This is a genomic window from Pseudomonas sp. RT6P73, from assembly GCF_054897715.1.
In genome coordinates, this window is sequence record NZ_JBUBUV010000002.1 from 174,157 (window position 1) to 194,067 (window position 19,911).

Annotated in this window: 14 protein-coding genes, 2 tRNA genes and 3 rRNA genes; 15 read left to right on the forward strand and 4 right to left on the reverse strand. The window is 56.0% G+C overall.

Going from position 1 to position 19,911, the window contains the following annotated elements:
• Positions 1-16 precede the first annotated feature (16 nt).
• A complete protein-coding gene (locus ACYZT6_RS01040) occupies positions 17-868 on the forward strand; it encodes a ChaN family lipoprotein (protein WP_462025371.1) in 852 nt (283 codons plus the stop codon).
• Positions 869-1,133: 265 nt separating this feature from the next.
• On the opposite strand, the gene ACYZT6_RS01045 is transcribed toward ACYZT6_RS01040, so the two are convergent.
• The 3 genes from ACYZT6_RS01045 to ACYZT6_RS01055 all read right to left on the reverse strand — a co-directional run bounded on the left by ACYZT6_RS01045 (position 1,134) and on the right by ACYZT6_RS01055 (position 3,642).
• Positions 1,134-1,406 carry a TfoX/Sxy family protein gene (locus tag ACYZT6_RS01045; RefSeq protein ID WP_010467623.1) on the reverse strand — a complete coding sequence of 91 codons (273 nt, stop codon included), beginning with the start codon at positions 1,404-1,406 and terminating at the stop codon, positions 1,134-1,136.
• A 243-nt stretch (positions 1,407-1,649) separates the two neighbouring features.
• Positions 1,650-1,994 (reverse strand): pentapeptide repeat-containing protein, encoded by a 345-nt coding sequence (locus ACYZT6_RS01050; RefSeq protein ID WP_462025372.1) that lies wholly within the window; start codon positions 1,992-1,994, stop codon positions 1,650-1,652.
• 91 nt (positions 1,995-2,085) lie between these two features.
• Positions 2,086-3,642, reverse strand: a complete 1,557-nt coding sequence (locus ACYZT6_RS01055) for a bifunctional aminoglycoside phosphotransferase/ATP-binding protein (protein ID WP_462025373.1) — start codon at positions 3,640-3,642, stop codon at positions 2,086-2,088.
• Positions 3,643-3,760: 118 nt separating this feature from the next.
• On the opposite strand from ACYZT6_RS01055, the gene mrcB reads away from it, so the two are divergent.
• Genes mrcB through ACYZT6_RS01070 form a run of 3 tightly spaced genes read left to right on the forward strand, consistent with a single transcriptional unit; the run spans position 3,761 to position 7,171 of the window.
• Entirely contained in the window at positions 3,761-6,085 is a 2,325-nt protein-coding gene (mrcB, locus tag ACYZT6_RS01060) for a penicillin-binding protein 1B (protein WP_462025374.1), read from the forward strand.
• Positions 6,086-6,101: 16 nt separating this feature from the next.
• The gene (locus ACYZT6_RS01065; RefSeq protein ID WP_462025375.1) at positions 6,102-6,836 is read left to right on the forward strand and encodes a tetratricopeptide repeat protein; all 735 of its coding nucleotides are present in this window, start codon (positions 6,102-6,104) and stop codon (positions 6,834-6,836) included.
• Positions 6,836-7,171, forward strand: coding sequence for a YqcC family protein (locus ACYZT6_RS01070; RefSeq protein ID WP_462025376.1), 336 nt, complete (start codon positions 6,836-6,838; stop codon positions 7,169-7,171). Before ACYZT6_RS01065 ends, ACYZT6_RS01070 begins: the two co-directional genes overlap by 1 nt.
• 114 nt (positions 7,172-7,285) lie before the next feature.
• Here ACYZT6_RS01070 and ACYZT6_RS01075 read toward each other — a convergent pair whose 3' ends face one another.
• Positions 7,286-7,699, reverse strand: coding sequence for a DUF4124 domain-containing protein (locus tag ACYZT6_RS01075; protein ID WP_462025377.1), 414 nt, complete (start codon positions 7,697-7,699; stop codon positions 7,286-7,288).
• 400 nt (positions 7,700-8,099) lie between these two features.
• On the opposite strand from ACYZT6_RS01075, the gene ACYZT6_RS01080 reads away from it, so the two are divergent.
• The 11 genes from ACYZT6_RS01080 to rrf all read left to right on the forward strand — a co-directional run bounded on the left by ACYZT6_RS01080 (position 8,100) and on the right by rrf (position 19,854).
• On the forward strand, positions 8,100-9,824 hold the full coding sequence (locus ACYZT6_RS01080; RefSeq protein WP_462025378.1) for an acetolactate synthase 3 large subunit: 1,725 nt from the start codon (positions 8,100-8,102) through the stop codon (positions 9,822-9,824).
• Between the two features lie 2 nt (positions 9,825-9,826).
• A complete protein-coding gene (gene ilvN / locus ACYZT6_RS01085) occupies positions 9,827-10,318 on the forward strand; it encodes an acetolactate synthase small subunit (protein WP_003205610.1) in 492 nt (163 codons plus the stop codon).
• A 48-nt stretch (positions 10,319-10,366) separates the two neighbouring features.
• The gene (gene ilvC / locus ACYZT6_RS01090; protein ID WP_007948647.1) at positions 10,367-11,383 is read left to right on the forward strand and encodes a ketol-acid reductoisomerase; all 1,017 of its coding nucleotides are present in this window, start codon (positions 10,367-10,369) and stop codon (positions 11,381-11,383) included.
• Positions 11,384-11,528: 145 nt separating this feature from the next.
• Positions 11,529-12,386: a CDP-diacylglycerol--serine O-phosphatidyltransferase gene (gene pssA, locus ACYZT6_RS01095; protein ID WP_010467638.1), complete on the forward strand. Its 858-nt coding sequence runs from the start codon at positions 11,529-11,531 to the stop codon at positions 12,384-12,386.
• Between the two features lie 63 nt (positions 12,387-12,449).
• The gene (gene msrP / locus ACYZT6_RS01100) at positions 12,450-13,463 is read left to right on the forward strand and encodes a protein-methionine-sulfoxide reductase catalytic subunit MsrP (RefSeq protein WP_462025379.1); all 1,014 of its coding nucleotides are present in this window, start codon (positions 12,450-12,452) and stop codon (positions 13,461-13,463) included.
• Complete coding sequence (gene msrQ / locus ACYZT6_RS01105) at positions 13,463-14,083, forward strand: protein-methionine-sulfoxide reductase heme-binding subunit MsrQ (RefSeq protein WP_462025380.1); 621 nt, start codon at positions 13,463-13,465, stop codon at positions 14,081-14,083. Before msrP ends, msrQ begins: the two co-directional genes overlap by 1 nt.
• A gap of 544 nt (positions 14,084-14,627) precedes the next feature.
• Positions 14,628-16,166 (forward strand): 16S ribosomal RNA (locus ACYZT6_RS01110).
• 82 nt (positions 16,167-16,248) lie between these two features.
• Positions 16,249-16,325 (forward strand) — tRNA-Ile (locus ACYZT6_RS01115).
• Between the two features lie 27 nt (positions 16,326-16,352).
• A tRNA-Ala gene (locus tag ACYZT6_RS01120) sits at positions 16,353-16,428 on the forward strand.
• 250 nt (positions 16,429-16,678) lie between these two features.
• Positions 16,679-19,570, forward strand: a 23S ribosomal RNA gene (locus ACYZT6_RS01125).
• A gap of 168 nt (positions 19,571-19,738) precedes the next feature.
• Positions 19,739-19,854, forward strand: a 5S ribosomal RNA gene (rrf, locus tag ACYZT6_RS01130).
• The 16S, 23S and 5S rRNA genes sit together here with 2 tRNA genes alongside, the layout of an rRNA operon.
• The last annotated feature ends 57 nt before the right edge of the window (positions 19,855-19,911 follow it).

The window sequence follows — 19,911 nt, forward strand, 5'->3', positions numbered from 1 at the left end:
TCATCGAGGTGAACACATGCGTGTGATTTTGCTGTTGGCGCTGCTGGTCTTGAGTGGCTGCCAGCACCTCTCCAATCCGCCTCCGGTCACCGGTGAGGTTCGTGATTTGCGCAGCGGTCAGGTCCTGACACCTCAGGAGCTGGTCGCCCGGCTGGCCGAACCGTCGCGGCTGATCGTCGGCGAGCAGCATGACAATCGTGATCACCATCAACTGCAATTGTGGTTGTTACAGGTGCTGGGCGAGCGTCGACCGCAGGGCAGCCTGCTTCTGGAAATGCTCACGCCGGATCAACAACCGCGTGTCGATGACGTTCGCCGTGCGTCGACCCTACCGGCAGATTTGCCAGACGCGTTGAACTGGCAGTCGGGGTGGGACTGGAATCTGTACGGGCCGATCGTGGATTTTGTGCTGACTCAACCGTACCCGCTGCTGGCGGCCAATCTGGATAATCTTGAAGTCCGTACCGTTTATGGCAAACCGCCGACATTAAGTGGTTCGCGTTCCAACGCCTCGTCAGTCAAGGATGAGCTGCTGGCGCAGATCAACGACTCCCATTGCGGCCTGCTGCCCACCTCACAAATGCCCGCGATGCTGGCGGTCCAGCAGCAACGTGATCGGCGGATGGCCGAGCGTTTGCTGTCGGCACCGACGCCTTCGCTGCTGTTCGCTGGCGCCTATCACGCGCGCAAGGATGTTGGCGTGCCGATCCACGTGCTTGATCTTGGAGAGCCGCAATCACCGACGGTTTTGATGCTGGCGGAGCAGGGCGGTGAGGTAACACCGGCCATGGCTGATTACGTCTGGTATACGCCCGCCACACCGGCTCAGGATTACTGTGCAGAAATGCGTAAGCAGTTCGGTCAGTAAACGACCACTTTTTCACAGGCAAAAAAAGACCCGACAAGAGTCGGGTCAAATAACCGTGATTAGCCTGATGAGGAGATATCTGAGAGTCCGAACCAAGGGCTTTTCAAATATCGACCAGTCTCGCGACCAGTTGTGATAATAATAGCGATTCTCATTACCAAGTCAACCGCTGTTTTTTGATTTCTTTGAAATCCTCCGTTCTCTTGCTGAATAGCCCCGAAATCATTGCGCTTCAGGCGGTAATCCTGAGGCGAAATCTGCCTGTTCAATTCTTGTGACGTGACGAGATGGCTTCCAGTTGTTTGTTCAAGGCTTCTTTGCGATCAGCCGGAATGTCATTCCAGTGCACGTCCATCAGTGCGCCTTCGATCGCATACAACAACACCTTGGACGCCCGGAACCCGCGCGTACGCACGGCCCGATAAGCATCCACCGCCCCAAGGCGACGCAAGTCCGAGGCGCTGTGGATGCCCACGGCATGCAGCCACTGCGCCGACGTCTTGCCAAGATTCTTCAGGTGTTGCAGTTCATCATTCATCAAGCCTCCTTGCGACGGCCGATCGGTGCGTGGGCGAGCTTCTCAGGAGTGTAGCCATCAGTAGGAAAAGCGTGATTGTTTGGTCGGTTTCGACGCAAAAGCTTCTAAGAGGAATGCTCAAATAGCTGCGTGAAGGTCTGCGGGGGCAGTAGGAGGAGGCGCGGAGGAATCAACTTTCACGACAAAAAATCCAGCGTCCAGCGCAAAGCGGGGGCGCTGGACTTGTCAGGCAGAACGTCGTTTTTAGCGGGTGCGATAACGCAGGCGAGTACCGAAATTCATCGACATCAGGATCTCGTCAGCGCTCAGTTCTGGCGGAAAGTAGGCCCCGGAGATCTGTGCGTGAGCCAGGCTCGCGCCTTCCAGGCATGAGTTGCGAAAGTCGATGCCGCGCAAATCGGCGGAGCGGAAATAGGCATCGGTAAAGTCGACGCCATCGGCATTCAGCTCACGCAGGTCCAGACCACGAAAATCGCCGCCGACCATGTCGACAGAGGCATGACCGGCACGTTCGGCATTGAAGCCTGCGATGTCGTCTTTGTGCAGCAAGGCATAAAGCGGGGTGTCGAGGAGTTTCGGCTGGCTCATGTCGCATCACCTGATGGTTTTATGACGCCAGTATAGTGCCACTATTTGACAGCCGTGAAGCCGGCAAGGGCTCCACGGTTGAAATAGTTTTTTACAGACCTGGCATGCGCTGACGAATCTGCGCGACTACGGTATCGAGGGTTCCGCTTTCATTGGTCTGGACGCGTTTGCTGCACAGAATCTCGGCAGGCGTCAGAGCTTCACGACTGGCTTGCTGTGCTGCGATGACAGCCAGGTTGGCGTCAGACGGATCCTTCTTGTCTGCCTGACGCAAGGCCAGCCAGCTCTCGATGACTGCTTGTGGTGCATTGCAATCGAGGATCAGGAACGGTGCACCGGTGGCTTCGGCAATTTTCGCCGCGCCGTCGCGCTGGTCGCGCTTGAGGTATGTCGCATCGATGACCACCGGGAAACCGGCACGCAGGATCACTGCGGCAATCTCATGCAGGCGGGTATAGGTGGCGGCGCTGGCGTCGGCACTATAAATGCCGGCCTGCGGGTCATTAGGTACGGTTTGTTCGCCGAACAGTCGCTTGCGTTCAACATCCGAACGCAGGCGAATGGCGCCCAGCGCTTCCACCAGACGCATGGCCACGTGGCTCTTGCCGACGGCGGAAACACCGTGGGTAATCGCCATGAAACGCGAAGGAATGGTGCTGTAGCTTTCCGCCAGGTTGGCGTAGTTGCGGTACTGGCGCAGGGTGGTGGCGCGTTGCACCGGGTCGGCCTCGGCCGGCATGCTGAACAGGCTGACCTTGGCGCGAACCAGGGCGCGGTAGGCTTTATAGAAGTTCAGCACCTCAAGGCCTTGATAGTCACCGGTCAGTTCCAGGTACTGGCTGATGAAGCGACGCGCAAGGCTCTTCAAGCCGCGGTCTTCCAGGTCCATGGCCAGGAAACCGGTGTCGGCGTAAACGTCGGTGAAGCGGAACGGTTCGTTGAACTCGATGCAGTCGAAGATCACGACCTTGCCGTCGATCACGGTGGCGTTGCCCAGGTGAATGTCACCGTGGCATTCGCGGGTAAAGCCTTCAGCCTTGCGCTGGGCAAACAGCGGCTTGAGGCGTTCGAAGCTGCTTTCGGCCCAGGCTTGCAAAGCATCGAGTTGCAGCAGATCGGCCTTGTCGCTGAGGAACGGGCGGATCTGTTCGAAGTTCTGGCGTACTGGCGCCATCACGCTGTCCGGGGTGCCGGCTTCGTGTTCGCCAGGCACTTTCGGTGCAGTGAGGTGGAACTGGGCGATCTGCGCGGCCATCTCGTCGATGTGTGCGGTGGTCAACTCGCCATTGGCTTGCAGGGTGCTGAGCAACTGGCTTTGTGGGAATTGACGCATTTTCAGCGCGAAATCGACAACCGGCCCCTCGCCACCCAGGTGCGGTGCTGCTTCGCTGCCGGTAATCGGCAGCACTTCCAGATACAAATCGCTGGTCAGGCGCTGGTTAAGGCGCAGTTCTTCGCTGCAGAAATGCTCACGAGCGTCGAGGCTGGTGAAGTCGAGGAAGCCGAAATTCACTGGCTTCTTCACTTTATAAGCGAATGGGCCTGTGAGAATGACCCAGGAGATATGGGTCTCGATGACCTGGAACCCGTCTACCGGATGCGGGTAGAGGGCCGGGTTTTGCAGGGCGGCGATCAGGGACTGGCTCACAGGCGATCCTTCAGAGTCTGGGGAAAATTCACGGTCGCCATTATGGCTGCAAGTCCGCCTGACGCAAACCTCGGAGGGCTCCTGTTGAGTATGAATAAAGTGCGTATAATCCGCCGCCATGACTCGTACTCGATCCCCCCGTACCCCCAAAAAACCACCTTCCAAGGGCTTGAGCCCCTGGCTGGGCTGGGCCCTTAAACTCAGTCTGGTCGGCCTCGTGGTGCTCGCCGGGTTCGCGGTTTACCTCGATGCCGTGGTCCAGGAGAAGTTCTCCGGCAAGCGCTGGACCATCCCGGCCAAGGTGTATGCGCGCCCGCTTGAGCTGTTTACCGGCCAAAAGCTGAGCAAGGAAGACTTCCTGACCGAACTCGATGCCTTGGGCTATCGCCGCGAAGCCGTGAGCAACGGCCCCGGCGCTGCGGCGGTCAACGGCAACACCGTCGACTTGAATACCCGCGGCTTCCAGTTCTATGAAGGCCTGGAGAACGCTCAGCCGGTGCGCGTGCGCTTCTCCGGCGACTATGTGGCTGAACTTTCGGCGACCAACGGTTCGAAGCTTTCGGTCGTGCGGCTGGAGCCGTTGCTGATCGGCGGGATCTACCCGAAAAACCTCGAAGATCGCATTCTGATCAAAATCGATCAGGTCCCGCCGTACCTGCTGGAAACCCTGACGGCCGTTGAAGACCGGGATTTCTACAGTCACTGGGGCGTGTCGCCCAAATCGATTGCTCGCGCCGTGTGGGTTAACACCTCCGGCGGCAAGATGACCCAGGGCGGCAGTACGCTGACACAACAGTTGGTGAAGAATTTCTACCTGACCAGCGAACGCAGCCTGACCCGCAAACTCACCGAAGCCATGATGGCGATGCTGCTTGAGCTGCATTACGACAAACGGGAAATTCTTGAGGCGTACCTCAATGAAGTGTTCGTCGGTCAGGATGGCCAGCGCGCCGTGCACGGTTTTGGCCTGGCCAGCCAGTTCTTCTTCGGTCAGCCATTGTCCGAGCTGAAACTGCATCAAGTCGCAATGCTGGTGGGGATGGTCAAGGGGCCGTCCTATTACAATCCGCGTCGCAACCCGGAACGGGCATTGGAACGGCGCAATCTGGTGCTCGATGTGCTTGAGCAGCAAGGCGTCGCCACCGCTGAACAGGTCGCCGCCGCGAAGAAAATGCCACTGGGTGTGACGACGCGCGGCAAGCTGGCGGACAGTTCTTTCCCGGGCTTCCTCGACCTGGTTAAACGTCAGCTGCGCGAAGACTATCGCGACGAAGACTTGACCGAAGAAGGCCTGCGGATCTTCACCAGTTTCGACCCGATCCTGCAGATGAAAGCCGAGGCGTCGGTCAACGACACCTTTAAACGCCTGGCCGGGCGCAAGGGTTCCGATGAAGTTGAAGCGGCGATGGTCGTGACCAACCCGGAAACCGGTGAAGTCCAGGCCATGATCGGCAGTCGTCAGGCCAGTTTCGCCGGCTTCAACCGTGCGCTGGATGCGGTAAGGCCGATCGGCTCGTTGATCAAGCCTGCGGTGTATCTGACAGCCCTTGAGAAACCGAGCCAGTACACGCTGACCAGTTGGCTGTCGGACGAATCCTTTTCGATCAAAGGTGCGGACGGTCAGGTCTGGAAACCCCAGAACTACGATCGCCGTTCCCACGGTACAGTGTTCCTGTACCAGGGCCTGGCCCATTCCTACAACCTGTCGACGGCGCGTCTCGGGTTGGCGGTGGGTGTACCGAATGTCTTGAAGACACTGGCGCGTCTTGGGGTCAGTCGCGAGTTTCCAGCGTTCCCTTCGATGCTGCTGGGGGCCGGTGGCCTGACGCCTATCGAAGTGGCGACTATGTACCAGACGCTGGCCAACGGTGGTTTCAATACGCCGATGCGCGGGATTCGTAGCGTACTGACCGCTGAAGGCGAACCGCTCAAGCGTTATCCGTTCCAGATCGAGCAGCGTTTCGACCCGGCCTCCATTTACCTGATCCAGAGCGCCATGCAGCGGGTCATGCGTGAAGGTACCGGCAGTTCGGTTTATAACGTACTGCCGAAAACCCTGACCCTGGCCGGCAAGACCGGTACCAGTAACGACTCGCGTGACAGCTGGTTCGCCGGTTTCAGCCAAGACTTGCTGGCCGTGGTGTGGTTGGGTCGCGATGACAACGGTAAGACGCCGTTCACCGGTGCCACCGGTGCATTGCAGGTGTGGACCAGTTTCATGCGCAAGGCCGATCCGCTGCCGCTGGACATGCCGCAGCCGGACAACGTTGTTCAGGCCTGGGTCGATTCGCGTACCGGGCAAGGTTCCGAAGGCAGCTGCCCAGGTGCTGTGCAGATGCCGTATATTCGCGGCAGCGAACCGCCTCCCGGCGCTGCGTGCGGTGGCGAAAGCCCTGCATCCGGCGAAACGGTGATGGATTGGGTCAAGGGCTGGATGAATTAAGCAAAGAGGGTTTCAAGTGAACAAGTGGTTGATTCCAGCGGTTACCGCCGTGGCTTTGCTCAGCGGTTGTTCCTCCGTACAACGCGGTTCGATCCCGGTTGTGGATTCTGGCAGCGCTGTCTCCAACAGTGAGCGAGTGTCGGCCAATGGCGGTTTCCGCCAGACGACGACTAAGCGTCCCGTTCAAGCCCAGACTCAGGCGATTCCACAAGGTGACACCGGTGTCGTCGTGATGGTGCCAGGTGGCGGCGCAGTGGCGTCGGCACCGATCAGCACCGGGCCGATAACCCCAGGCCCGATTACCCCGGGGCCGATCGATACCTCGCCGGTGCAGTCGGCACCAGTCAATCAGGGCAGCTACAGCATGCCGTCGACGCCGAGCGGGATTCCTTCGTCGAGCGCCGGTGGCTTGTCTGCCGATGAGCAATTGGACGGTCCCGTACTGGCGTTGTTGACCACGGCTCAGCAGCAACAGGCCGGCGGTGACCTCAACGGTGCGTCCTCCAGTCTTGAGCGCGCCCAGCGTGTTGCACCGCGTGAGCCGCAAGTGCTCTATCGACTGGCTCAGGTGCGCATGGCCCAAGGCGATGCACCCCAGGCTGAACAGTTCGCTCGTCGTGGCCTGACGTTGGCCAATGGTCGTCCGGCGCTTCAGGCCAGCCTGTGGGAATTGATCGGCCAGGCGCGTGAGAAGCAGGGTGATTCCCAAGGTGCTTCACTGGCCCGTCAGAAGGCCAAGGTTTCGCTGTGATGGACGCACGCTTCCCGAAGATTGCCGAACAACTGCTGTTGATCGAACGTGAACTGCGGGTTCAGGGCTGGTGGGACGACGTTTCGCCATCCGCTGAAGCGTTATCCAGCGTCGAACCGTTTTCGGTTGATACGCTGGATTTCGAGCAGTGGCTGCAGTGGATCTTCCTGCCGCGGATGAAGGTCATCCTCGAACAGGATCTGCCGCTGCCCAACGCGTCGGGGATTCAGGAGATGGCCGAAATGGTTTTTGCCGCCCGCAATGTCCAGGGCAAGGATCGACAGCTGCAGGTCTTGCTCAAAGAGTTTGATCTGCTGATCACCGCCTCTCGCTGACTCGGATCCGTTGTAGCAGCTGTCGAGTGAAACGAGGCTGCGATCTTTGATTTTGTTTCAAAAGCAAAGTCAAAAGATCGCAGCCTCGTTTCACTCGACAGCGCCTACAGATGTCTATTGGCAGTTATCCGCAATCTGTTTCTGTGCTTCGGTTGTGCGCTCCTGACGTTGCTCGTCGGTCAGGCGGCGCAGCTCACCGTCGACATCCTCCCGCAATCGCGGATTGTTCTGCAGTTGGGCCAGGTTCGTTCGCGCCTGCTCGCAGAATACCTTTAGCTGGGCTTGCTGCTCGGCGACCTGTTTTTTCACTGTGTTGTCGATGGCCTGTTGATCGCCAATCGCCGTGCTGCGCGTTGGCGCGGCGGGTTTGCCGGCAGGCGGGGAGGGCGTCACCACCGTGGTGGCCTCCTGGCCTTGCGGCGGTTGCGCGTCGAAGTGGGTAACGCCTTGGGCGTCGACCCATTTATAGATCTGACCGCCCATACACAAAGGGCTGACCAGCAGACTGACCATCAAGAACGTTCGCATGCCATTTCCTTGCCAGAGTTGCGCAATTGAAGCTAACACAGTTGCGGTTTAGCGGTTTTTTCTTGCTTTCTCATGTGCTTACTTCAATAAAGCACATAGACGGCTTGACTTGCAGAGGACGAAACAGAAGAATCCAAAGTCCGCTGTAGAGGGACTGCCAGAAGCAGGCCCACTCAGCAGATCATGAGGCGCACATCCGCGCCGACCTGTTACACCCGCAACGCGTTACCTCGCGCTGGGTGGGAAAGCCCCGCAACACTTGGGACGATCCCAATACTTGCTCAGTCAGTGCTGACGTAGTCGGCGACCACCGTCGCTCATGCTCTGCTGAGAAGTAAACCTATTAAGACCCGTCCCCTTTTTATGTGGGCGGTATTCTGGCGTTTTAGAGGTGAACAACGTGGAGCTTTTATCTGGCGGTGAGATGCTCGTCCGCTTTTTGCGTGACGAAGGCGTTAAATATATCTACGGGTACCCGGGTGGTGCTCTTCTTCATGTCTACGATGCCCTGTTCAAAGAACCGGAAGTGACCCACATCCTGGTTCGTCACGAACAGGCTGCGACCCATATGGCTGACGGCTATGCCCGTGCCACCGGTAAAGCCGGTGTGGTACTGGTGACCTCCGGCCCAGGCGCAACCAACGCCATCACCGGTATTGCCACGGCCTACATGGACTCCATTCCGATGGTGGTCATTTCCGGCCAGGTGCCTAGCACCATGGTTGGCACCGATGCGTTCCAGGAAACCGACATGATCGGTATCTCCCGGCCGATCGTGAAGCACAGCTTCATGATCAAGCACGCGTCGGAAATCCCGGAAGTCATGAAAAAAGCGTTCTACCTGGCGCAATCCGGTCGTCCGGGGCCGGTCGTGGTCGATATTCCGAAAGACATGACCAATCCGGCCGAGAAGTTCGAATACATCTTCCCGAAAAAAGCCAAGCTGCGTTCCTACAGTCCGGCCGTTCGCGGTCACTCCGGGCAAATCCGCAAGGCGGCAGAAATGCTCCTGGCGGCCAAGCGTCCTGTGATGTATGCAGGCGGCGGTGTGATTCTTGGTGGCGGCTCCGCGCCGCTGACCGAGCTGGCGAAGATGCTCAACCTGCCAGTGACCAATACCCTGATGGGATTGGGTGCCTACCCTGGCACCGACCGTCAGTTCATCGGCATGCTCGGCATGCACGGCAGCTACACCGCTAACCTGGCGATGCACCATGCTGACGTGATCCTTGCAGTTGGCGCTCGTTTCGACGACCGCGTGATCAACGGCCCGGCCAAGTTCTGCCCGAATGCCAAGATCATTCACATCGACATCGACCCGGCTTCGATCTCCAAGACCATCAAGGCAGACGTTCCTATCGTCGGTCCGGTGGAGAGTGTCCTGACCGAGATGGTCGCGATCCTCAAGGAAATCGGCGAGACCCCGAACAAGGAGTCCGTTGCCAGCTGGTGGAAGCAAGTTGACGAGTGGCGCGGTGAGCGCGGCCTGTTCCCTTATGACAAGGGCGACGGCAGCGTCATCAAGCCGCAGACCGTGATCGAAACCCTGTGCGAAGTGACCAAGGGCGATGCCTTTGTAGCCTCCGACGTGGGTCAGCACCAAATGTTCGCGGCGCAGTACTACACGTTTAACAAGCCGAACCGCTGGATTAACTCCGGCGGCCTGGGCACCATGGGCTTCGGTTTTCCGGCGGCCATGGGCATCAAGCTGAGCTTCCCGGATGACGACGTCGTCTGCGTGACGGGCGAAGGCAGTATCCAGATGAACATTCAGGAACTGTCCACCTGTCTGCAATATGGCTTGCCGGTGAAAATCGTCATCCTGAACAACGGTGTTCTGGGTATGGTTCGCCAGTGGCAAGACATGAGCTATGGCAGCCGTCACTCGCATTCCTACATGGAGTCGCTGCCTGACTTCGTCAAGTTGGCGGAGGCCTATGGTCACGTCGGCGTGCGCATCACCGACTCGAAAGATTTGAAGTTGAAGATGGAGGAAGCGTTCGCCATGAAAGATCGTCTGGTGATCATCGATGTTTCGGTTGACACCAGCGAACACGTCTACCCGATGCAGATCAAAGACGGCTCCATGCGTGATATGTGGCTGAGCAAGACGGAGCGTACTTAATCATGCGACATATTATTTCCCTGCTTCTGGAAAACGAACCCGGCGCTCTGTCTCGTGTAGTCGGCCTGTTCTCGCAGCGCAACTACAACATCGAAAGCCTGACCGTGGCTCCAACCGAGGACCCGACCTTGTCGCGTCTGACGCTGACCACTGTCGGCCACGATGAAATCATCGAGCAGATCACCAAGAACCTGAACAAGCTGATCGAAGTGGTCAAACTGGTCGACCTGTCGGAGAGTGCTCACATCGAGCGCGAACTGATGCTGGTCAAGGTCAAGGCCACCGGCGCCCAGCGCGCCGAGATCAAGCGCACCACCGATATTTACCGTGGGCAGATCGTCGATGTCAGCGCTAGCGTGTATACCGTTCAACTGACCGGTACCAGCGACAAGCTCGACAGCTTCATTCAGTCCATTGGCACCGCCTCGATCCTGGAAACCGTCCGTAGCGGCGTAACCGGTATAGCTCGCGGCGACAAAGTACTTAGCATCTAAAATAAATTAGCGAACGGCCTGAACGGCCTGGATATATAGGGGAATTTCATGAAAGTTTATTACGAAAAAGACTGCGACCTGTCGATCATCCAGGGCAAGAAAGTTGCCATCATCGGTTACGGCTCCCAGGGCCACGCTCAAGCGTGCAACCTGAAAGACTCCGGCGTTGACGTTACTGTCGGTCTGCGCAAAGGTTCGGCCACTGTTGCCAAAGCCGAAGCTCACGGCCTGAAAGTGACTGACGTTGCTTCCGCTGTTGCGGCTGCCGACCTGGTCATGATCCTGACCCCGGACGAGTTCCAGTCTGCTCTCTACAAGAACGAAATCGAGCCGAACATCAAGAAAGGCGCCACCCTGGCCTTCTCCCACGGCTTCGCGATCCACTACAACCAGGTTGTTCCGCGCGCTGACCTCGACGTGATCATGATCGCGCCGAAAGCACCGGGCCACACCGTGCGTTCCGAATTCGTCAAAGGCGGCGGTATCCCTGACCTGATCGCTATCTATCAGGATGCTTCGGGCAACGCCAAGAACGTTGCACTGTCCTACGCCGCTGGCGTTGGTGGCGGTCGTACCGGCATCATCGAAACCACCTTCAAGGACGAGACTGAAACCGACCTGTTCGGCGAACAAGCCGTTCTGTGCGGCGGTACCGTTGAACTGGTCAAGGCCGGTTTCGAAACCCTGGTTGAAGCTGGCTACGCGCCGGAAATGGCCTACTTCGAATGCCTGCACGAATTGAAGCTGATCGTTGACCTCATGTACGAAGGCGGTATCGCCAACATGAACTACTCGATCTCCAACAACGCTGAATACGGCGAGTACGTGACTGGCCCGGAAGTGATCAACGCCGAGTCCCGTCAGGCCATGCGCAACGCCCTGAAACGTATTCAGGACGGCGAATACGCCAAAATGTTCATCAGCGAAGGCGCAACCGGCTACCCTTCGATGACCGCCAAGCGTCGCAACAACGCCGCTCACGGTATCGAAATCATCGGCGAGCAACTGCGCTCCATGATGCCGTGGATCGGTGCCAACAAGATCGTCGACAAAGCTAAAAACTAAGTCGCGCACTTGTACGGAAAACGCGGCTTAGGCCGCGTTTTTTCGTTTGGGGTAGCCGGTTCTGGTATAAAGCTGCATCGTTTGCGGCCGAACCGTCGTCCCAGACACCTGTCGAAACTTTCCACCCCGTTGCAAGGTAATGTCCATGAGCGAACGTCCCGAAGAGCCAAACAAGGCTTCTGACGCCGAAAGCCTGCTGCCCATCGATGAACACATCGAGGAAGGGCACGACGCTGAAGGTCGTAAAGTCCGGCATCGTGGTATCTATCTTCTGCCGAATCTGTTCACCACCGCGAACCTGTTCGCAGGGTTTTATTCCATCATCAGCTCGATGAGCGCCCAGAGCGCCTTGAGTGCCGGTGATTCGATTGGTGCGAGCAAGTATTTCGCGTTTGCCGCGATCGCGATTTTCGTCGCCATGGTGCTCGACGGCCTTGATGGTCGCGTTGCCCGTATGACCAACACCCAGAGTGCCTTTGGTGCCGAGTACGACTCGTTGTCGGACATGGTCGCCTTTGGTGTTGCGCCGGCATTGCTGGCGTTTGGTTGGGCCTTGGGTGACATGGGCAAGGTCGGCTGGATGGTTGCCTTCATCTATGTCGCAGGTGCGGCGCTGCGTCTGGCGCGTTTCAACACTCAAGTCGGTACCGCGGACAAACGCTACTTCATCGGCCTGGCCAGCCCGGCTGCCGCGGGTGTGGTGGCGGGGATTGTCTGGGCGTTCAGCGATTACGGCATTCAGGGGTCCAAGATGTCGTTCCTGGTTGCGCTGATGGTTGCCGCCGCCGGCATGCTGATGGTCAGCAACATCAAGTACAACAGCTTCAAGGAGCTGGACTTGAAGGGGCGAGTACCCTTTGTCGCGATCCTGGCGGTAGTGTTGGTGTTTGCCGTGGTCTTCAGTGATCCGCCGCGCATTCTGCTGCTGGTTTTCCTCGCTTACGCGGCGTCTGGTCCGGTGCAATACCTGTTGCATCTTCGTCGGCACAAAAACGCCGAGTGATGTAATTTCCCTCATACTCCGCAGTCTATTGGTGCATCTGTCCTCCAATGCTGCGGAGTTGCCATGCTGATCAAAGTCCCCAAAGCGTCTGACTGCCATGAGTCGGACGTCACGCCTGAATCCTTCTATCTTTCTCGACGCAATCTATTGGGTGCAGCCGCTGCCGGTCTGGCTGTGAGCAGTCTGCCGCGTTGGGCCAGTGCTGGCGAAGCCGCTCGTTACGCCGATGTCGAACCTGGCAAGGCGCCTTCCTGGTTTGCCGAAAAGCTTCCTTCTACTAAGTGGGGGGCGATCAACGTCAAGGATGAGGCGATCACGCCGTTCAAGGATGCGACCCACTACAACAACTTCTATGAGTTCGGCACGGATAAAGGCGACCCTGCCGCCAATGCCGGTTCGTTGAAGACTGAGCCTTGGACTGTGGTGGTGGACGGGGAGGTGGGCAAGCCGGGGCGGTATGCGTTGGAAGACTTCATGAGGCCTTATCAGTTGGAGGAGCGGGTCTACCGTCTTCGCTGCGTTGAGGCCTGGTCGATGGTCATTCCCTGGATCGGTTTTCCTCTCTCGGCTTTGCTGAAGGAGGTTGAGCCGACGTCGAAGGCCAAATTCATCCGCTTTGAAACGCTGCAAGATCCCAAAAGCATGCCAGGGCAGCGATCCGGTTTTGCCTTGATCGAGTGGCCTTATGTAGAGGGGTTGCGCCTGGATGAGGCGATGAATCCGTTAGCCATTCTTGCCGTGGGCATGTATGGGCGCGAACTGCCGAATCAGAACGGAGCGCCGCTGCGTTTGGTGGTGCCTTGGAAGTATGGCTTCAAGAGCGTTAAGTCCATCGTGCGGATCAGTCTGGTCAGCGAACAGCCGAAAACCACCTGGCAGAGTATTGCTGCGGATGAATATGGCTTCTACGCGAACGTGAACCCTACGGTCGATCACCCGCGTTGGACCCAGGCGCGGGAGCGTCGTTTGCCGAGCGGTCTATTCAAGCCGAATGTTCGGGATACGCAGATGTTCAACGGCTACTCGGATGAAGTCGCCTCTCTCTATACAGGGCTCGATCTGCGGAAGAACTACTGATGCGCTATCCGTTCTGGCGAATTGGCGTCTTTATAGCTGCAGCGGTCTGGCCACTGTTTTGGTTGTATCAGGCCTGGCAGGATGTACTGGGTCCAGATCCGGGCAAGGTGCTGGTTGACCGGCTGGGTCTGGGGACGCTTGTCCTGCTATTGATAACGTTAAGCATGACGCCTCTGCAGAAGCTCACCGGTTGGGCGGGGTGGGTTGCCGTACGGCGACAGCTTGGATTGTGGTGTTTCGCTTATGTGGTTCTGCATTTGAGCGGTTATACGGCATTCATCCTTGGATTTGATTGGTCGCAGCTAGGTGTCGAGTTGCGCAAGCGGCCGTACATTATTGTCGGGGCGTTGGGGTTTCTTGGTTTGTTGGCGTTGGCAGTGACCTCCAATCGTTACAGTCAGCGACGCCTGGGTGTTCGCTGGAAGAAGCTGCATCGTCTGGTGTACGTGATTCTCGGGCTTGGATTGCTGCATATGTTGTGGATCGTACGTGCCGATCTGAAGGAATGGGCTATCTATGCCTCTATAGGGGCGTTGCTATTGGTGCTGCGCATTCCCCCGATTGCCCGTCGAATCCCACGTTTAATAGCTAAAAAGGCCCCTTCTGCAAGAAAGGCGTAATTAGGGGTTGACGGCAGATTCTGGAAGTCTATAATTCGCCCCACTTCCGGCGCAGTCGAAACGGAAAACTCTTTGGTAAACAATGAGTTACGCAGTTTTCGGCAGCGAGTTGCTTCAGGTCATCGAAGCCCAGAAGGAGTTGATCAGGCAGGGTTGTTTGGCTTGATTGACGGTTCGATCTTCTCGGTCGAAAGCGGAGAAAAAGAGGTGTTGACAGCAGCGAGTAACGCTGTAGAATTCGGCTCCCGCTAACGAGAGATCGGAAGCGCAAGTGGTTGAAGTTGCAAAGGAAACTTTGAAAACTTCTGAAAATAACCGCTTGACAGCAACAGAGGCTGCTGTAGAATGCGCGCCTCGGTTGAGACGAAAGATCTTAACCAACCGCTCTTTAACAACTGAATCAAGCAATTCGTGTGGGTGCTTGTGGAGTCAGACTGATAGTCAACAAGATTATCAGCATCACAAGTTACTCCGCGAGAAATCAAAGATGTAACCAACGATTGCTGAGCCAAGTTTAGGGTTTCTTAAAAACCCAAAGATGTTTGAACTGAAGAGTTTGATCATGGCTCAGATTGAACGCTGGCGGCAGGCCTAACACATGCAAGTCGAGCGGCAGCACGGGTACTTGTACCTGGTGGCGAGCGGCGGACGGGTGAGTAATGCCTAGGAATCTGCCTGGTAGTGGGGGATAACGCTCGGAAACGGACGCTAATACCGCATACGTCCTACGGGAGAAAGCAGGGGACCTTCGGGCCTTGCGCTATCAGATGAGCCTAGGTCGGATTAGCTAGTTGGTGAGGTAATGGCTCACCAAGGCGACGATCCGTAACTGGTCTGAGAGGATGATCAGTCACACTGGAACTGAGACACGGTCCAGACTCCTACGGGAGGCAGCAGTGGGGAATATTGGACAATGGGCGAAAGCCTGATCCAGCCATGCCGCGTGTGTGAAGAAGGTCTTCGGATTGTAAAGCACTTTAAGTTGGGAGGAAGGGCAGTAAATTAATACTTTGCTGTTTTGACGTTACCGACAGAATAAGCACCGGCTAACTCTGTGCCAGCAGCCGCGGTAATACAGAGGGTGCAAGCGTTAATCGGAATTACTGGGCGTAAAGCGCGCGTAGGTGGTTTGTTAAGTTGGATGTGAAATCCCCGGGCTCAACCTGGGAACTGCATTCAAAACTGACAAGCTAGAGTATGGTAGAGGGTGGTGGAATTTCCTGTGTAGCGGTGAAATGCGTAGATATAGGAAGGAACACCAGTGGCGAAGGCGACCACCTGGACTGATACTGACACTGAGGTGCGAAAGCGTGGGGAGCAAACAGGATTAGATACCCTGGTAGTCCACGCCGTAAACGATGTCAACTAGCCGTTGGGAGCCTTGAGCTCTTAGTGGCGCAGCTAACGCATTAAGTTGACCGCCTGGGGAGTACGGCCGCAAGGTTAAAACTCAAATGAATTGACGGGGGCCCGCACAAGCGGTGGAGCATGTGGTTTAATTCGAAGCAACGCGAAGAACCTTACCAGGCCTTGACATCCAATGAACTTTCCAGAGATGGATTGGTGCCTTCGGGAACATTGAGACAGGTGCTGCATGGCTGTCGTCAGCTCGTGTCGTGAGATGTTGGGTTAAGTCCCGTAACGAGCGCAACCCTTGTCCTTAGTTACCAGCACGTAATGGTGGGCACTCTAAGGAGACTGCCGGTGACAAACCGGAGGAAGGTGGGGATGACGTCAAGTCATCATGGCCCTTACGGCCTGGGCTACACACGTGCTACAATGGTCGGTACAGAGGGTTGCCAAGCCGCGAGGTGGAGCTAATCCCAGAAAACCGATCGTAGTCCGGATCGCAGTCTGCAACTCGACTGCGTGAAGTCGGAATCGCTAGTAATCGCGAATCAGAATGTCGCGGTGAATACGTTCCCGGGCCTTGTACACACCGCCCGTCACACCATGGGAGTGGGTTGCACCAGAAGTAGCTAGTCTAACCTTCGGGAGGACGGTTACCACGGTGTGATTCATGACTGGGGTGAAGTCGTAACAAGGTAGCCGTAGGGGAACCTGCGGCTGGATCACCTCCTTAATCGACGACATCAGCTGCTCCATAAGTTCCCACACGAATTGCTTGATTCATTGAAGAAGACGATAAGAAGCAGCCCGAAATTGGGTCTGTAGCTCAGTTGGTTAGAGCGCACCCCTGATAAGGGTGAGGTCGGCAGTTCGAATCTGCCCAGACCCACCAATTTTGTGTGGGAACCTGTAGCAATACGGGGCCATAGCTCAGCTGGGAGAGCGCCTGCCTTGCACGCAGGAGGTCAACGGTTCGATCCCGTTTGGCTCCACCACTACTGCTTCTGTTTGTTGAAAGCTTAGAAATGAGCATTCCATTGTGATGATGGTGAATGTTGATTTCTAGTCTTTGGATTAGATCGTTCTTTAAAAATTTGGGTATGTGATAGAAAGATAGACTGAACGTTACTTTCACTGGTAACGGATCAGGCTAAGGTAAAATTTGTGAGTTGCTCTTAATTGAGTATTATCGAATTTTCGGCGAATGTCGTCTTCACAGTATAACCAGATTGCTTGGGGTTATATGGTCAAGTGAAGAAGCGCATACGGTGGATGCCTTGGCAGTCAGAGGCGATGAAAGACGTGGTAGCCTGCGAAAAGCTTCGGGGAGTCGGCAAACAGACTTTGATCCGGAGATGTCTGAATGGGGGAACCCAGCCATCATAAGATGGTTATCTTAAGCTGAATACATAGGCTTAAGAGGCGAACCAGGGGAACTGAAACATCTAAGTACCCTGAGGAAAAGAAATCAACCGAGATTCCCTTAGTAGTGGCGAGCGAACGGGGACTAGCCCTTAAGTGGCTTTGAGATTAGCGGAACGCTCTGGAAAGTGCGGCCATAGTGGGTGATAGCCCTGTACGCGAAAATCTCTTAGTCATGAAATCGAGTAGGACGGAGCACGAGAAACTTTGTCTGAATATGGGGGGACCATCCTCCAAGGCTAAATACTACTGACTGACCGATAGTGAACTAGTACCGTGAGGGAAAGGCGAAAAGAACCCCGGAGAGGGGAGTGAAATAGATCCTGAAACCGTATGCGTACAAGCAGTGGGAGCCCACTTTGTTGGGTGACTGCGTACCTTTTGTATAATGGGTCAGCGACTTATTTTCAGTGGCGAGCTTAACCGAATAGGGGAGGCGTAGCGAAAGCGAGTCTTAATAGGGCGTCTAGTCGCTGGGAATAGACCCGAAACCGGGCGATCTATCCATGGGCAGGTTGAAGGTTGGGTAACACTAACTGGAGGACCGAACCGACTACCGTTGAAAAGTTAGCGGATGACCTGTGGATCGGAGTGAAAGGCTAATCAAGCTCGGAGATAGCTGGTTCTCCTCGAAAGCTATTTAGGTAGCGCCTCATGTATCACTGTAGGGGGTAGAGCACTGTTTCGGCTAGGGGGTCATCCCGACTTACCAAACCGATGCAAACTCCGAATACCTACAAGTGCCGAGCATGGGAGACACACGGCGGGTGCTAACGTCCGTCGTGAAAAGGGAAACAACCCAGACCGTCAGCTAAGGTCCCAAAGTTATGGTTAAGTGGGAAACGATGTGGGAAGGCTTAGACAGCTAGGAGGTTGGCTTAGAAGCAGCCACCCTTTAAAGAAAGCGTAATAGCTCACTAGTCGAGTCGGCCTGCGCGGAAGATGTAACGGGGCTCAAACCATACACCGAAGCTACGGGTATCACTTAGGTGATGCGGTAGAGGAGCGTTCTGTAAGCCTGTGAAGGTGAGTTGAGAAGCTTGCTGGAGGTATCAGAAGTGCGAATGCTGACATGAGTAACGACAATGGGTGTGAAAAACACCCACGCCGAAAGACCAAGGTTTCCTGCGCAACGTTAATCGACGCAGGGTTAGTCGGTCCCTAAGGCGAGGCTGAAAAGCGTAGTCGATGGAAAACAGGTTAATATTCCTGTACTTCTGGTTATTGCGATGGAGGGACGGAGAAGGCTAGGCCAGCTTGGCGTTGGTTGTCCAAGTTTAAGGTGGTAGGCTGGAATCTTAGGTAAATCCGGGATTCTAAGGCCGAGAGCTGATGACGAGTGTTCTTTTAGAACACGAAGTGGTTGATGCCATGCTTCCAAGAAAAGCTTCTAAGCTTCAGGTAACCAGGAACCGTACCCCAAACCGACACAGGTGGTTGGGTAGAGAATACCAAGGCGCTTGAGAGAACTCGGGTGAAGGAACTAGGCAAAATGGCACCGTAACTTCGGGAGAAGGTGCGCCGGTGAGGGTGAAGCATTTACTGCGTAAGCCCATGCCGGTCGAAGATACCAGGCCGCTGCGACTGTTTATTAAAAACACAGCACTCTGCAAACACGAAAGTGGACGTATAGGGTGTGACGCCTGCCCGGTGCCGGAAGGTTAATTGATGGGGTTAGCTAACGCGAAGCTCTTGATCGAAGCCCCGGTAAACGGCGGCCGTAACTATAACGGTCCTAAGGTAGCGAAATTCCTTGTCGGGTAAGTTCCGACCTGCACGAATGGCGTAACGATGGCGGCGCTGTCTCCACCCGAGACTCAGTGAAATTGAAATCGCTGTGAAGATGCAGTGTATCCGCGGCTAGACGGAAAGACCCCGTGAACCTTTACTATAGCTTTGCACTGGACTTTGAATTTGCTTGTGTAGGATAGGTGGGAGGCTTTGAAGCGTGGACGCCAGTTCGCGTGGAGCCAACCTTGAAATACCACCCTGGCAACTTTGAGGTTCTAACTCAGGTCCGTTATCCGGATCGAGGACAGTGTATGGTGGGTAGTTTGACTGGGGCGGTCTCCTCCTAAAGAGTAACGGAGGAGTACGAAGGTGCGCTCAGACCGGTCGGAAATCGGTCGTAGAGTATAAAGGCAAAAGCGCGCTTGACTGCGAGACAGACACGTCGAGCAGGTACGAAAGTAGGTCTTAGTGATCCGGTGGTTCTGTATGGAAGGGCCATCGCTCAACGGATAAAAGGTACTCCGGGGATAACAGGCTGATACCGCCCAAGAGTTCATATCGACGGCGGTGTTTGGCACCTCGATGTCGGCTCATCACATCCTGGGGCTGAAGCCGGTCCCAAGGGTATGGCTGTTCGCCATTTAAAGTGGTACGCGAGCTGGGTTTAGAACGTCGTGAGACAGTTCGGTCCCTATCTGCCGTGGACGTTTGAGATTTGAGAGGGGCTGCTCCTAGTACGAGAGGACCGGAGTGGACGAACCTCTGGTGTTCCGGTTGTCACGCCAGTGGCATTGCCGGGTAGCTATGTTCGGAATAGATAACCGCTGAAAGCATCTAAGCGGGAAACTAGCCTCAAGATGAGATCTCACTGGGACCTTGAGTCCCCTGAAGGGCCGTCGAAGACTACGACGTTGATAGGTTGGGTGTGTAAGCGCTGTGAGGCGTTGAGCTAACCAATACTAATTGCCCGTGAGGCTTGACCATATAACACCCAAGCAATTTGTGCGTAAAAGCCAGATTGCGGTGTGTGAAGACGAAACGAACCGAAAGTTCGACTGTACTCACAAAAGCAGCACAAAACACCGAAAGCTATCACATACCCATTCGCTGGAGCGTGAACCTGCAAAGGCCCACGACCTGGCTACCGAATTTCTTGACGACCATAGAGCATTGGAACCACCTGATCCCATCCCGAACTCAGCAGTGAAACGATGCATCGCCGATGGTAGTGTGGGGTTTCCCCATGTGAGAGTAGGTCATCGTCAAGATTAAATTCCGAAACCCCAATTGCGAAAGCAGTTGGGGTTTTGTTTTGTCCGCAGGAA